The following is a 12,957-nucleotide window of genomic DNA, read 5'->3' as shown; positions in this document are numbered from 1 at the left end:
AATGAGCCTGTTCGTCAAGACCGCCTGCCTGGGTGCCGCGGCCGTGCTGTTGTGCGTCTCGCCGGTTCTGGCTCAGGGCAGCCTGATGGACCTGGGCAAGGGGATGATCAAGCAGGAACTGGAGCAGCGGGCCGGCGGCTCGTCGTCGTCCGGCGCGGGCTCGTCCCTGTCTACCTCGGAAATCGGCTCGGGCCTTAAGGAGGCCCTGCGGGTCGCCGCCGACAAGGTCACCGGCCAGCTGGGCCGCACCGACGGCTTCAACGCCGATTCCAGCGTGCATATCCCTCTGCCCGACAAGCTGGCCAAGGTAAAGCAGGGGCTGGCCCTGGTCGGCAAGTCGCAGATGGCCGACGACCTGGAGCTGAAGCTCAACCGCGCCGCCGAGGCTGCCACCCCTAAGGCCAAGCAGATATTCTGGGACGCGGTGCAGAAGATGACCCTGGACGATGCGCGGGGCATCCTGAACGGCCCCAAGGATGCCGCCACCCAGTATTTCAAGCGGACCATGAGTCCCGACCTGCGCACCGCCATGCGGCCGGTGGTGGACAACACCGTCTCGCAATCGGGCGCGGTGCAGTCCTATACCAGCATGGCCGGCGCCGCCCAGGGCCTGCCCATGGTGGGCGACGCCCTGAAGGCCGGCCCCTCCATGCTGACCGACCATGTGCTGGATTATGCCCTGTCGGGCATCTTCAGCTATCTCGGCCAGGAAGAGGCGTCCATCCGCACCAACCCGGCCAGCCGCTCCACCGACCTGCTGAAGAAGGTATTCGGCGGCTGAGTGATCGCCGGGCTGCCGCCCGGACCCGCTCGGAGGGAACCCTCCGAACCTCCTTTGATTTTGAAAATAAGGGGAGGGTTCGGGAGGCATGCCTCCCGATCGGGGTGCGGGGCTGAAAGCCCCGGTCTACTCCACCCGGCAGGCCTCGTCGAACTCCAGGCGGGGACCACGTGGGAACAGCCCGGATTCGTCGTCATAGCCGATATTGATCAGGAAATTGGACCGCAGGCTGGTGCCGGCGAAGAAGGCCTCGTCCACCTTGGCATTGTCGAAGCCGCTCATGGCGCCGCTATCCAGGCCGACGGCGCGCAGCGCCAGGATGAAGTAGCCGCCCTGCAGCGTGCCGTTGCGGAAGGCCGTGGACTGGATCATGGCCTCGTTGCCCACGAACCAGGCGCGCGCGTCGGTGTGGGGGAACAGCTTGGGCAGCTTCTCGTAGAACTCCATGTCGTGGGCGATGATGGCGGTAACCGGCGCCGCCATGGTCTTGTCCAGGTTGCCGGGCGCCAGGGCGGGTTTGAGGCGCTGCTTGGCCTCGGCCGAGCGCACGAAGACCACGCGCATGGGCTGGCAATTGACGCTGGTCGGCCCCATGCGGGCCAGGTCCCAGGCCTGGCGCAGCAAGGCGTCGGGCACGGGGGTTTCCTTGAATTTGGAATGTGTGCGGGCCTGGCGGAACAGCCTGTCCAGCGCCGTGGGGTCGAGAATATCGCTCATATCCGCCTCTCCTCTTGAACTTTCACCCGCGAATGCGGCAAACATCGGGAATGTAGGCGCCGAGAGCGGCGCCCAACAGGGGGCGATTGTGAAACAGTCTGTTGTCTTGGCGCTGCTGGTGTGTCTGGCCGCGGTCGTGGGGCTGCCGGTTTGCGGTTCCGCCGCCTTGGCCGCCGAGTCCGCCGTGGTGCTGGTCTATCATCGCTTCGATGACGACCGGGTGCCGGCGCTCAACACCACCACCGAGCTGCTGGCCTCCCATGTGGCGGAGTTGAAGACCGGCGGCTATGCCGTGCTGCCGCTGGCCGAGATCGTCTCGGCGCTGCGGGCCGGTCGGTCGCTGCCGGACAAGGCGGTGGCCATTACCGTCGACGACGCCTCGGTGGGGTTCTATGCCGGAGCATGGCCGCTGCTGAAGAAGGCGGGGCTGCCCGTCACCCTGTTCCTGGCCACCGACGAGGTGGATCGTGGCGGCGCCGAGGTGATGAGCTGGGGGCAGATCCGCGAACTGGCCGCCGCCGGGTTGGGGATCGGCATGCAGGGCGCCGCCCGGCTGCGCCTGCCCAAGGCTTCGGCCGAGCAGATCACCGCCGATCTGGCCCGCGCCAGGGCCCGCCTGGACAAGGAACTGGGCCTGGGCACCGAACTGTTCGCCTGGCCCTGGGGCGAGGCCAGCGCCGAGGCCGAAGACGTGCTGCGCCGTTCGGGCTTTGCCGCCGCCTTCGGCCAGCATTCCGGTGCCGCCTGGGCCAAGGGCGATCCGTTCTTCCTGCCGCGCTTCGCCCAAAGCTCGGCCTATGGCGACATGCAGCGCTTCCGGCTGGCGGCCCGCTCCCTGCCCCTGCCGGCCGTGGATATCACGCCGGAGGATCCGGCCATCAAGGTCAATCCGCCGGCCTTCGGCTTCACCCTGGCCGAGGACGTGCCCGGCATCGACGGGCTGTCGTGCTTCGCCTCCCATCAGGGGCAGGTCAGGGTTGAACGCCTGGGGCCGCGGGTCGAAGTGCGCATGTCCAAGCCCATTCCCTCGGGGCGGGGGCGGCTGAACTGCACCGTGCCGGCCCTGGAAGGCCGCTGGCGCTGGTTCGGCTGGCAATTCGCGGTACCCTGAACCCTCTATTCCTCGAGGGCCACATCCCAGTAGAGGAAATCCATCCAGGTCTCGTGCAGGTCGTCCTTCACGTGGGCGCAGTGCCGGGCCGCCACGTCCATCTGGTAGGGCGTCGGCGTGAAGGGCCGTCGCAGCAGATGCATGCCGGCCTCGCGCAGGGATTTGGCGCCCTTCCTGAGGTTGTCGGCGGCGCAGCAGGTGACGATGTTGTCCCAGGTGGTCTTGCCGCCCCTGGAACGGGGCACCACGTGGTCGAAGGTCAGGTCGCGGGTGTCGAACACCCTGGCGCAGTACTGGCAGCGGAAGCCATCGCGCAAAAAGACGTGGTAACGGGTGAACGACACGCTCTTGCGGCGGTGAAAATCCTTGAGCGCCACCACGGATGGAATCCGGAACGAGCGGCTGGCCGATCTGACCTCCAGGTCGTAGGCGCAGACCTGGTGAACGCGATCCTTGAGGACGGCCACCAGGGCATCCTGCCACGGCCACACCGACAGCGGTCCCCAGCTCAGGGGCTGCATGTCGGCATTGAGAACCAGGGTCTTCAACTGGGGGAGGCCGAGATGGGTCACGCCGCACCTCGCGGGTGGCCTGCCCGGGGCGCAGGGAAGGTTTCGCTGAACGGCCGCGAAGCGGCGGTCGGCGACAGGGCAGGATGGCAGTCGAACGCGACCAAACCCTTCTCCCTTCCAACGAGAGACGTTCACAAAATATAGTATTCGCTATTGGTGTTCCATACCCCTTTTCGTGATGATTCGGTGAAGCCCGGCTGGGATCAGGCCTCGACGCCGAACACTTGGCCGAGGAAGCCCAGCGCCATCTGGGCGCCGGGGCCGTCGATGCCGTGGCCGAGGCCGGGCCGCAATTCGGTCAGCACCGGCACGCCCACGGCGGCCAGGGCCTGCTCGGCGGCCTTCAGGCAGTTGGGGTTGACCACTTCATCGTCGGCACCGTGGATCAGCAGGGTCCGGGGCCGCGCCGTGATCTCCTTCGGCAACTCGTCGGGATCGACCAAGGCGCCGGAGAAGCCCACCACCGCCGCCGGGGCGACGGGGCGGCGCAGCGCCACGTGCAGCGCCATCATGGTTCCCTGGCTGAATCCGATCAGCGCCACGTCGGCGGGCTGCACCCCCCACAGGGCGACCTGCTCGTCGATATAGGCCTCGAGGATAGGAGCGGTGGCCCGAACTCCGGCCGAGATGGCGGGAATGCTGCGGTCCTGCAGGCTGAACCATTGCCGGCCGAAGGGAGCCATGTCGAAGGCGAAGGGGGCATCGGGCGCCACGAAGGCCGCATCGGGCAGGATGGAGGCGAAGAACGGCGCCAGCTCGATCAGGTCCGAGCCGTCGACGCCCACCCCATGCAGCAGCACCACCAACTGGGCGGCGGGACCGCCCGAGGCGGGCTCCACCGAGGGGCCGGACAGTGTGATGGGGGACGGACTGGGCATGATGGCTCCTGACGATACGATCTGGAGGCATTATGGTATGGTTCGCCGCCCCTGTCCCGCCAAAGCTCGCGACATATTGTGACCATCACCCGCTTCGCCCCCAGTCCCACCGGGGAACTGCATCTGGGCCACGCCCATTCCGCCCTGTTCGCCTTTGCCGCGGCAAAGGCGGCGGGGGGGCGCTTTCTTTTGCGCATCGAGGACATCGACCGCACCCGCTGTCGCCCCGAGTTCACTCAAGGGATCTTCACCGATCTCGGCTGGCTGGGGCTGGACTGGGAACGGCCCGTGCGCGTCCAGTCGGAGCATTTCGACGAATACCGCGCCGCGCTGGACCGGCTGGAGGGCATGGGGCTGCTCTATCCCTGCTTTTGCACCCGCAAGGATATCGCCCGCGAGGTCGAGGGTGCCGGCCATGCGCCGCACGGCCCCGATGGGCCGCTTTATCCCGGCCATTGCCGCCATCTGTCGGTGGCCGAACGGCGAGAGCGGCGCGAGGCGGGCCAGGCCTTTGCGTTGCGCCTGGACGTGGCGGCGGCGGCGGCGCGGGTCGGTCCCCTGGCCTGGCATGACCGGGCGCAGGGAGAGCAGACCGCCCAGCCTGAACTGTTCGGCGACGTGGTGCTGGCCCGCAAGGACATTCCGGCCAGCTACCATCTGGCGGTAACCGTCGACGACGCCCTGCAGGGGGTCACGCTGGTGACCCGAGGCCAGGACCTGTTCGAGGCCACCCATGTGCACCGGCTGTTGCAGGCGCTGCTGGGCCTGCCGGTGCCGGGCTACCTCCATCACCGCCTGCTCACCGACCCGAGCGGGCGGCGTTATGCCAAGCGTGACCGCTCGCTGACGCTGAGGGCCCTGCGCGAGGCGGGCCGCACCCCGGACGAGGTGCGGTCCCTGGCGGGATTTTGACCAAGCCCGCTTCGCGGCAGGGCACCCACCCTGGCCCGTTCGGAGACACAGCCTCCAACCCTCCAGGCTTTAAAAAACTGAAGGGTCCGGGACACTGTGCTTCCCGGTTGGGGGATCGGGGGCAAAAGCCCCCGAAGGGGTGTTCCTCCGCCGCCTGTTAAGCCAGCCCCTCGGCCTTAAGCACCGCCTGCACGGCGGGGCGGGTGCGGATGCGCTCGAAAAGGGCGGCCACATGGGGCCAGGGCGTGGTGTCGATCTTCAGGCGCGGCAGCCACGAGAACACTGTGAACAGGTAGAAATCCGCCACCGTGATCCGCTCGCCCATGAGGAACGGCCCCTTGCCCAGGGCCTTGTCCAGGTAATCCAGGCGACGGCTCAGGACGGTGCGCAGCGCCACCTTGCCTTCCTCGGGCATGGCCGGGTTGAACTGGATGCCGGCCGGCTTGTGCAGTTCGGTGGCGATGAACACCAGCCATTCCACCAGCTTCATGTAATCCTGGGTGCCCACGGCGGGCGACAGGCCCTTTTCCGGCGCCATGGCGGCGATGCGCAGCAGGATGGCCACGCCCTCGGTCAGGACGATGCCGTCGTCGATGACCAGGGCCGGGATATAGCCCTTGGGATTGATGGCCAGGAAGTCGCCGCCGGATTCCGTGGTCTTGGCCACCAGGTCGACGGCCTCCACGGCATAGGGAATGCCGGCTTCTTCCAGGGCGATGTGCGAGGCCAGCGAGCAGGCGCCGACCTTGTAATAGAGCTTCATGGGTTCTACTCCTAAGCGTCCGGCGGCAGCTCGTTGAGCGAATCGCAGCCGGCACAGCGGTAGACCAGATTGACCTTCATGGTCCGGATGGGAACGTCGTGCATCATCTCACGGCCGCAGACGCCGCAATGAACATTGTCTCCCTCCAGGCCCATCATGAGAACACCGGTATCGACGATCTCGCGGCCGTTGACGCGGTCCTCGGGAACGTGTTTCAGCACAATGGTACCCATATGCTCCTATCCTCTCGTCAAAATGCCGCCACCACGCCATCGGCGCGGGGGTCGGCGGCTCCTTCGATGATGCCGTCGGCACGGCGCAGCAGCGCCCCGGCATGGCCCAGCAGCGAGTCCCACTCGCCCACCACCTGGAGCTGATGCCCCGCCTGTTCCAGGCGTTGGATCACCTGGGGGGCGAAACGGCTTTCCAGTTGAATGCCCGCCGGAGCGGGGGCGCCGTCCAGGCCGCGGGCCAGGCACCAGCGCGGCGCCGACACCGCCGGCTGCAGCCCCTGGCCATAGAGCGCCACCCGGGTGAAGACCTCGGCCTGGACCATGGGCTGGGCGTCGCCGCCCATGGTACCGTAGACCATGGTGCGGCCGTCCTTGAGGCGCGCCAGACCGGGCGACAGGGTGTGGAAGGGCCGCCGCCGGGGCTCCAGGGAGTTGCGGTGCAGGGGGTCCAGGCTGAACGAGCAGCCCCGGTTCTGCCACACCAGCCCCACCTCGGGCAGCACGACGCCCGAGCCATAGGCATGGAACAGGCTCTGGATGAAGCTGACGGCGCGGCCCTGGCCGTCGATGACGCCCAGCCAGACGGTGTCGCCCTCGGCCCCGGCGCCGGGCAGCGGGCTGGCCTTGGCCTTGTCGATCTCCCAGGCCATGCGGTCGAGGACGCCGTCCTCGAGATAGGTGGTGGCGTGGATGGACATGCGGGCGGGATCGGTGACATGGGCGTCGCGCACGCGATAGGCCAGCTTGGCCGCCTCCACCAGCCCGTGGATATGGTCGAAGCCGTCGGCCTCGGTCACCCCCAGCCGCTGGTAAAGTCCCAGCAGGACCAGCGAGGCCAGACCCTGGGTCGGCGGCGCGGTGTTGAACAGGTGGCCGCAGGGCAGGTTGAGGGATAGGGGCCGGCGGCGCATGCCGCGATGGCGGGCCAGATCCTCGGCCCGCAGCGGCGACCCCGCCGCCTGCAGCCCGGCGGCCACGGCGCGGGCCACCTCGCCGCGATAGAAATCGTCCAGCCCGGCATTGGCCAGCCGTTCCAGCGTGTCGGCCAGGGCCGGCAGGCGCAGCACCGAACCCGGAGCGGGGGCCTTGCGCTTGGCCAGGAAGGTCTCGGCGAAGCCCGGCTGGCGCTTCAGGTCGGCCAGCCCGCGCTGGGTGGCGGCGGCCTGATGGCGCGACACGGCAAACCCTTCCCGCGCCGCGAAGACCGCGTCCTCGAACAGGCGGCGCAGCGGCAGCCGGCCACCCCAATGGCCCGAGACGTCCAGCGCCAGTTGCCAGCTGGAGACGGCGCCGGCCACGGTGTTGGCGGCCAGCGGCCCCCGGGTGGGAATGCGCTTGTGCCCGGCCTTGCGATAGAGGTCGAGGTCCACCTTGGCCCCGGCGGCGCCCGAGCCGTCGATGGAGACCGGCGGCTTGCCCGGCTCGGCGATCAGCCAGAAGGCATCGCCGCCCAGGCCGGTCATGTGGGGATACACCACGCCCAGGGTCGCGGCGGTGGCGATGGCCGCCTCGATGGCGGTGCCGCCTTCGCGCAACACGGCAAGCCCCGCCTGGGAGGCGAGGTGGTGGGGCGAGGTGACCATGCCCCGGCGGGCCATGGGAGAATTGAGCATCGGGCGGCTGTTCCTATCGGTGGCTGGGCGATTGTTGCGAAATTGCCGCCCGCCGTCCAGAGTGGCGATACCGCTCATTATGCAACCGGACCGCCATGACCCTCGATCCCGCCTTTTCTCATGCCTGTTCCCTGTCGTGGGAAGAGATCCATTCGGTGTCGCGCCGGCTGGCCCGCAAGCTCAGGGACAAGGGGCCGTTCACCGGAATCATCGCCGTGGCCCGCGGCGGGCTGGTCCCCGCCGCCATCCTGGCCACCGAGTTGGGAATTCGGCAGGTGGATACCGTGTGCATCGCCGGCTATGATGAAAGCACGCGCCATGACCTGGAAATCCTCAAGCGGGTTCCGGGCGACGGCACCGGCTGGCTGGTGGTGGACGATCTGGTGGATACCGGGCGCACCGCCCAGGCCATCCGCGACATGCTGCCGGGCGGCCATTACGCCACCCTCTACGCCAAGCCCTCGGGCCGGCCCCTGGTCCACACCCATGTGGAGGACGTGGGTCAGAAAACCTGGCTGGTCTTCCCCTGGGAGGCTCCCGAGCGGGCCTGAGCGGCCGGACGTGAGGCAACCTATGGAAATCGCCCGGGCGCGTAACCATGTATGAAAAATGGCTGTTACGACTAACTCATTAATACCAAAGCCCTAACTGCCACAAAAATTGGCGTTAAGGACTTTGTTTTTCGAAGAACTCCATGCTAGCGTTGAGAGTCCGTCCGTGAAGTTTCCTATGATTTCCGGTGTCTTGCTATCCTTCGCAGCATGAGGCGGATCATGGCGAGGCGAAGAAACGCCAGCGCCATCCTGGCGAGATTCTCGAAGTCCTTGGCGAGACGGCGACAACGCCCCAGCCACCCGAAGGTGCGCTCAACGATCCACCGCTTTGGCAGAACTTCGAACCCCTTGGCGGTGTCGGAGCGTTTGACGATTTCCAGGTGCCACGCCCCGAGTGCGCGGACGGCTGCCGCGGTGGCGGCCCCCTGGTAGCCGCCATCAGCGAACACCCGAACGATGAAGGGGAAGAGGCGCCGGACCTCCTTGAGGACCGGCAATCCGCCATCACGATCCTGGACATCGGCCGGTTGGACATGAGCCGCGAGGATCAAGCCAAGCGTATCGACGACGATGTGCCGCTTCTTGCCTTTGACCTTCTTCCCAGCGTCGTAGCCCGATGGATCAATCCGCGCCCCCCTTTTTCCGCGCCCTTGACGCTCTGGCTGTCTATGATCGCCGCCGTCGGGCTGGCTTCTTTGCCGGAGAGTTCCCGCACCTCGATGAACAGGGCGTGATGGAGGCGTGCCAGCGTGCCATCCCATTCCCACAGCCCAAGATATTCATGCACCGTGCTTTTGGGCGGCAGGTCCGTGGGCAATGCTCGCCACTGGCAACCGGTCATCAACACGTAGAAGATCCCATTCACCACTTCACGAAGATCCACCGTTCGCTGGCGCCCGCCGCGCTTTGCCGGTGGGATCAGCGGCGCCACCAGCGACCATTCCTCATCCGTCAGATCACTTGGATAGCGAAGTCCGCTCCGCTCATAGAGCCGTCGGTTGTCCTTGGTCCACATGGCGCCCCCAGCATTTCTCTGGAGACCCATGGAATCATAACCGATTCACCTGATTCAAGAACCTTCCGGACGGCCTCTGAGATAGATCAATCGACGCCACCCCACCCCGAAAGGGCGGATGCCACCATGACCATGATTACCGTTCGCCCCTACAGCCACGCCTTGGACCGGCTTCGCGCCGTGGGGCTGCGCCCGACCCGTCAGCGTCTTGCCCTGGCCCGCCTGCTGTTCGATAGCGGTGACCGCCACATCTCGGCCGAGCAGCTGCACACCGAGGCGCTGTCGTCGAGCATCCGGGTCTCGCTGGCCACCGTCTACAACACGCTGCACCAGTTCACCGATGTGGGCCTGCTGCGCGAGATCGTGGTGGATGCCGGCCGGTCCTATTTCGACACCAATACCAGCGACCACCACCACTTCTTCTATGAGAAGAGCGGCAAGCTGTGCGACATCCCCGGCGATCTGATCGCCGTCTCCAAGGTGCCCAGCGCGCCCGAGGGGCTGAACATCAGCCGGGTCGAGGTGATCGTCCGGGTGGACGGCTGACGCGTTTACAGGTTCCCTCTTCTCCAAGGGAACGAACCGGCTCGGGGCCGCTTTCCGCAAGGAAGGCGGCCCCGAGTCGTTTCTATCCCGTCAGGCCCAGCCAGCGCCAGTAGGTGGCGCTCATGACCAGGATCATGATGTAGGCGATGATGGTCAGCGGGATGCCGGTCCGGATGAAGTCCTTGGACTGGAAGGTCTCGGTGCAATAGACCACCATATTCTGGGGCGCGTTCACTGGCAGGATGAAGCCGAAGCTCACTACGTACTGGGCGATCATGGTCATGCCCACGATGTTGATGCCCGGCGTCTTGATGCTTTGCAGCACGGCGATGATGATGGGGATCATCGCCGCCGCCAGGCCGGTGGCGCTGGCGAAGCCCAGATGCACCACGATCAGGAACAGGGCCAGTACCGCGACGATGCCGATGGCCGGGAAGTTCTCCATGCCGAAGGTGGCCACGATGTATTTGGCCATCCAGGACGCGGCGCCGGTGTCGAGCAGGCATTGGCCCAGGCTGATGCCCACCCCGAACAGAATCAGGGTGCCCCAGCCGATGCGGGCCTGGGCGTCCTTCCAATCCATGACGCCGATGCGCGGCACCAGCATCAGGGTGATGGCCACCATGGTGGTGGTGGAGGTGTCGAAGTCGTGCAGCACCTTCTCGGTGGTCCAGAAGCACAGCAGGATCAGCGAGATGGTCAGCAGCTTCTTCTCGCCCGCGGTCATGGGGCCAAGCTCGGCCAGCTTGGCGGCGATGGTGGCCTTGCCGCCCTCGATCTCATCCACCTCGGGCGGCAGCAGCTTCATCAGCAGGAAGTACAAGATCACCGACATGACCGCCGAGAACGGCGCCGCCGCCACGAACCATTCCAGCCAGCTGACGGAATAGTGCAACTGCTTCTCGATGAAGCTGACGGCGATCATGTTCTGCGCCGCCGCCGTCTTGATGCCGACGTTCCACAGGGAATCCGCCTGGGCGGTGGCGATCATCAGCACGGCGGCGAAGCGCGAGCGCCTGTCCACCCCGAAGGCCACGATGATGCCCATGACGATGGGGACCATGCACGACACCCGGGCGGTGGTGGACGGCACCAGGAAGCTGAGGGCGAAGCCGGTGAAGATGACCCCGGCCAGCACCCGGCCGGTGCGGGCGCCCAGGCGCGACAGGATCACCAGGGCGATGCGCTTGTCCAGCCCGGTGATCATCATGGCCGCCGAGATGAACATGGCGCCGGCCACCAGGGCGAAGGCGGTGTTGGAAAAGCCGGACAGGGCCATGCCCAGGGCCTTGGAGGACCCCATCAGCTTGGTGGGGTCGGCCAAGGCCGGTCCCAGGCCCAGGGCCAGGGCGATCAGCGAGACGATGACCGCGGCGCTGACCGCGTAGGGCACGGCCTCGGTCATCCAGATGATCACGGCAAAGACCATGATGGCCATCATGCGCAATCCCGCCGGATGCAGGCCCGCCGGAAGCGGCAGCAAGATGATGGCGACCAGGGCGGCCAGCGCCACCCCAAGCCCCAGAATCTCGGTTCGCCCCGATACCCCTTCGACCGGGGTGACCGCTTTGCTTTCAGCCATGAGATTTCCCCCCTTGCCCGGTGCCCCTCGGCACACCATACCCACATTTCCCATAAGGATAATCCATCCATCCCGTTCCGAAGAAAACCCTTCAAACGGGCCAGAGCGGGTATGCAAAAGAAGAGGTTTCCACCGGCTTTCCTTGCCGTTTGGCCCCGCGACGGGTCGCGGGGTGGGGTGGGGACCAAAGAAATCGGTCTGGCGTTTTCGTGGTGCCGACACTATGACTGCGACCCCGCCGCCCCGTCAGGCGTCTCACACAGGGTCATCTCATGTTCGTCGGAATGGATTTCGGCACCACCAACAGCGCGGTCGCCCTGGCCGGAGCCGACGGGAGCGTCGGCGTGCTGGACTTCGCCACCACGGCCGGCCCCGCCTCGACGCTGCGCTCGGTGCTGGCTTTCGAGAATGCCCGGCGCGACGCCCAGCGCCGGATTGTGCCCCAGGTCGGCCATGACGCCATCGAGGCCTATCTGCACGGCGACGGGGATTGCCGTTTCCTGCAATCCTTCAAGTCCTACCTGACCAGCCGGTCGTTCACCAGCACCGCCATCTATGGCAGGGCCTATTCCCTGGAGGAGTTGGTGGCCCTGATCGTCTCGCGGCTGAGGGCGACCGCCGAGGCGGCGGGCGCCACGGTCGAAAAGGTGGTGGCCGGACGCCCGGTGCGCTTTGTCGCCGAGGGCGGCGAGGAAGAGGATGCCTATGCCACCGGCCGGTTGCTTCAGGCTTTCGCCAAGGCCGGCATCCATCAGGTGGAGTTCGAGTACGAGCCCATCGCCGCCGCCTATTACTACGAAAGCACGCTGAAGCAGGACCAGACCGTGCTGGTGGCCGATTTCGGCGGCGGCACCAGCGATTTCTGCCTGATCCGCCTGGGGCCGGGGCGCGCCGGGCTGGCTCGGCCCGAAGACGCCATCATCGGCACCGCCGGTGTCGGCATCGCCGGTGACGCCTTCGACCGCCGCATGGTCGAGCACGGCCTGTCCGAGCATTTCGGCAAGCGCACCACCTATGTTAGCGACGGCAAGGTCCTGCCCATGCCGGCCTGGGTGTACGCCAAGCTGGAGCGCTGGCACCACGTCGCCTTCCTGAACACGCCCTCGACGCTGCGCCTGCTGCACGACCTGCAGCGCCATGTGGAGCACCCCGATCAGGTGGAGCAATTGCTGGCGCTGATCGAGCACAATCTCGGCTATCACCTTTACCGCGCGGTGGAGCAGGCCAAGCGCGACCTGTCGCGGGCCGACGAGACCCTGCTGCGCTTCGACCATGACCCGGTGGTGGTGGAGCGCCGCATCACCCGCGCCGAGTTCGAAGGCTGGATCGGCAAGGAACTGGCCGCCATCGAGACCTGCGTCGACGGATTGCTGGCCAGCACCGGCACCGGGCTGGCCCAGGTGGACCGGGTCTTCCTGACCGGCGGCTCGTCCCTGGTGCCGGCGGTGCGCGCCATTTTCGCCGACCGCTTCGGCGCCGACCGCCTCAGCGCCGGCGGCGAGTTCATCTCGGTGGCCACCGGCCTTGCCCAGCGCGCCCGGGAAATGTTCGGCGGCTGAGGCGCTCTGACTTGAAGTGCATCTGAAGCACTTCAGGTGTCTGTCTGTAAGAAAAAGCGCCGCTTTTTCAGGGCTCAATCACCGCTCGGGCTTAAGAGTTCCTCGACTCTCAGATTCAGCT

14 protein-coding genes are annotated in these 12,957 nt (G+C 66.7%); 6 read left to right on the top strand and 8 right to left on the bottom strand.

Annotated elements, in window-relative coordinates; translation table 11 throughout:
• The first annotated feature begins 1 nt into the window (after position 1).
• Positions 2-781: a DUF4197 domain-containing protein gene (locus tag AMB_RS21835; RefSeq protein WP_011386664.1), complete on the top strand. Its 780-nt coding sequence runs from the start codon at positions 2-4 to the stop codon at positions 779-781.
• Between the two features lie 126 nt (positions 782-907).
• On the opposite strand, the gene AMB_RS21830 is transcribed toward AMB_RS21835, so the two are convergent.
• The gene (locus AMB_RS21830) at positions 908-1,498 is read right to left on the bottom strand and encodes a malonic semialdehyde reductase (protein ID WP_043745604.1); all 591 of its coding nucleotides are present in this window, start codon (positions 1,496-1,498) and stop codon (positions 908-910) included.
• An 88-nt stretch (positions 1,499-1,586) separates the two neighbouring features.
• Here AMB_RS21830 and AMB_RS21825 point away from each other — a divergent pair, with 88 nt between their 5' ends.
• Positions 1,587-2,609, top strand: a complete 1,023-nt coding sequence (locus tag AMB_RS21825; RefSeq protein WP_231848922.1) for a polysaccharide deacetylase family protein — start codon at positions 1,587-1,589, stop codon at positions 2,607-2,609.
• A 5-nt stretch (positions 2,610-2,614) separates the two neighbouring features.
• Here the strand turns inward: AMB_RS21825 and AMB_RS21820 are convergent, their stop codons facing one another.
• Together AMB_RS21820 and AMB_RS21815 are read right to left on the bottom strand one after the other, a co-directional pair.
• Positions 2,615-3,181, bottom strand: a complete 567-nt coding sequence (locus tag AMB_RS21820) for an HNH endonuclease (RefSeq protein ID WP_011386662.1) — start codon at positions 3,179-3,181, stop codon at positions 2,615-2,617.
• A 203-nt stretch (positions 3,182-3,384) separates the two neighbouring features.
• A complete protein-coding gene (locus AMB_RS21815; RefSeq protein ID WP_011386661.1) occupies positions 3,385-4,059 on the bottom strand; it encodes an alpha/beta hydrolase in 675 nt (224 codons plus the stop codon).
• A gap of 78 nt (positions 4,060-4,137) precedes the next feature.
• Here AMB_RS21815 and gluQRS point away from each other — a divergent pair, with 78 nt between their 5' ends.
• Entirely contained in the window at positions 4,138-4,971 is an 834-nt protein-coding gene (gene gluQRS / locus AMB_RS21810; RefSeq protein WP_011386660.1) for a tRNA glutamyl-Q(34) synthetase GluQRS, read from the top strand.
• 157 nt (positions 4,972-5,128) lie between these two features.
• On the opposite strand, the gene gstA is transcribed toward gluQRS, so the two are convergent.
• Genes gstA through AMB_RS21795 form a run of 3 tightly spaced genes read right to left on the bottom strand, consistent with a single transcriptional unit; the run spans position 5,129 to position 7,580 of the window.
• Positions 5,129-5,734: a glutathione transferase GstA gene (gene gstA, locus AMB_RS21805; RefSeq protein ID WP_011386659.1), complete on the bottom strand. Its 606-nt coding sequence runs from the start codon at positions 5,732-5,734 to the stop codon at positions 5,129-5,131.
• A gap of 11 nt (positions 5,735-5,745) precedes the next feature.
• Positions 5,746-5,967 (bottom strand): hypothetical protein, encoded by a 222-nt coding sequence (locus AMB_RS21800; protein ID WP_011386658.1) that lies wholly within the window; start codon positions 5,965-5,967, stop codon positions 5,746-5,748.
• A gap of 17 nt (positions 5,968-5,984) precedes the next feature.
• Positions 5,985-7,580, bottom strand: a complete 1,596-nt coding sequence (locus AMB_RS21795; RefSeq protein WP_043745597.1) for a gamma-glutamyltransferase family protein — start codon at positions 7,578-7,580, stop codon at positions 5,985-5,987.
• 95 nt (positions 7,581-7,675) lie between these two features.
• Between AMB_RS21795 and gpt the strand changes: the two genes are divergently transcribed.
• Entirely contained in the window at positions 7,676-8,131 is a 456-nt protein-coding gene (gpt, locus tag AMB_RS21790; RefSeq protein WP_011386656.1) for a xanthine phosphoribosyltransferase, read from the top strand.
• A 176-nt stretch (positions 8,132-8,307) separates the two neighbouring features.
• Here the strand turns inward: gpt and AMB_RS24725 are convergent.
• Positions 8,308-9,149, bottom strand: a protein-coding gene (locus AMB_RS24725) for an IS5 family transposase (RefSeq protein WP_148207253.1) whose coding sequence is annotated in 2 segments (ribosomal slippage) — positions 8,308-8,777 and positions 8,777-9,149 — 843 coding nt in all. Because the reading frame shifts where the segments join, the coding sequence is not laid out codon by codon here.
• Between the two features lie 126 nt (positions 9,150-9,275).
• Between AMB_RS24725 and irrA the strand changes: the two genes are divergently transcribed.
• Positions 9,276-9,695: an iron response transcriptional regulator IrrA gene (gene irrA, locus AMB_RS21775; RefSeq protein WP_043745593.1), complete on the top strand. Its 420-nt coding sequence runs from the start codon at positions 9,276-9,278 to the stop codon at positions 9,693-9,695.
• A gap of 82 nt (positions 9,696-9,777) precedes the next feature.
• Here the strand turns inward: irrA and AMB_RS21770 are convergent, their stop codons facing one another.
• The gene (locus tag AMB_RS21770; protein WP_043745590.1) at positions 9,778-11,277 is read right to left on the bottom strand and encodes a DASS family sodium-coupled anion symporter; all 1,500 of its coding nucleotides are present in this window, start codon (positions 11,275-11,277) and stop codon (positions 9,778-9,780) included.
• A 272-nt stretch (positions 11,278-11,549) separates the two neighbouring features.
• On the opposite strand from AMB_RS21770, the gene AMB_RS21765 reads away from it, so the two are divergent.
• Positions 11,550-12,836, top strand: coding sequence for an Hsp70 family protein (locus AMB_RS21765; protein ID WP_011386652.1), 1,287 nt, complete (start codon positions 11,550-11,552; stop codon positions 12,834-12,836).
• The last annotated feature ends 121 nt before the right edge of the window (positions 12,837-12,957 follow it).

Source organism: Paramagnetospirillum magneticum AMB-1 (assembly GCF_000009985.1).
GTDB classification, from domain to species: Bacteria; Pseudomonadota; Alphaproteobacteria; order Rhodospirillales; family Magnetospirillaceae; genus Phaeospirillum; species Phaeospirillum magneticum.
The sequence above is the reverse complement of the archived record's forward strand: the minus strand, read 5'-3'. Positions and strand labels throughout refer to the sequence as shown.

What these genes read in the sequence shown, in the direction of transcription:
- AMB_RS21835 (WP_011386664.1), top strand. Translation starts at nt 2, where the DNA reads ATGAGCCTGTTCGTCAAGACCGCCTGCCTGGGTGCCGCGGCCGTGCTG.
- AMB_RS21765 (WP_011386652.1), top strand. Translation starts at nt 11,550, where the DNA reads ATGTTCGTCGGAATGGATTTCGGCACCACCAACAGCGCGGTCGCCCTG.
- irrA (WP_043745593.1), top strand. Translation starts at nt 9,276, where the DNA reads ATGACCATGATTACCGTTCGCCCCTACAGCCACGCCTTGGACCGGCTT.
- AMB_RS21815 (WP_011386661.1), bottom strand. Translation starts at nt 4,059, where the DNA reads ATGCCCAGTCCGTCCCCCATCACACTGTCCGGCCCCTCGGTGGAGCCC.
- AMB_RS21800 (WP_011386658.1), bottom strand. Translation starts at nt 5,967, where the DNA reads ATGGGTACCATTGTGCTGAAACACGTTCCCGAGGACCGCGTCAACGGC.
- gpt (WP_011386656.1), top strand. Translation starts at nt 7,676, where the DNA reads ATGACCCTCGATCCCGCCTTTTCTCATGCCTGTTCCCTGTCGTGGGAA.
- AMB_RS21830 (WP_043745604.1), bottom strand. Translation starts at nt 1,498, where the DNA reads ATGAGCGATATTCTCGACCCCACGGCGCTGGACAGGCTGTTCCGCCAG.
- gstA (WP_011386659.1), bottom strand. Translation starts at nt 5,734, where the DNA reads ATGAAGCTCTATTACAAGGTCGGCGCCTGCTCGCTGGCCTCGCACATC.
- AMB_RS21770 (WP_043745590.1), bottom strand. Translation starts at nt 11,277, where the DNA reads ATGGCTGAAAGCAAAGCGGTCACCCCGGTCGAAGGGGTATCGGGGCGA.
- AMB_RS21795 (WP_043745597.1), bottom strand. Translation starts at nt 7,580, where the DNA reads ATGCTCAATTCTCCCATGGCCCGCCGGGGCATGGTCACCTCGCCCCAC.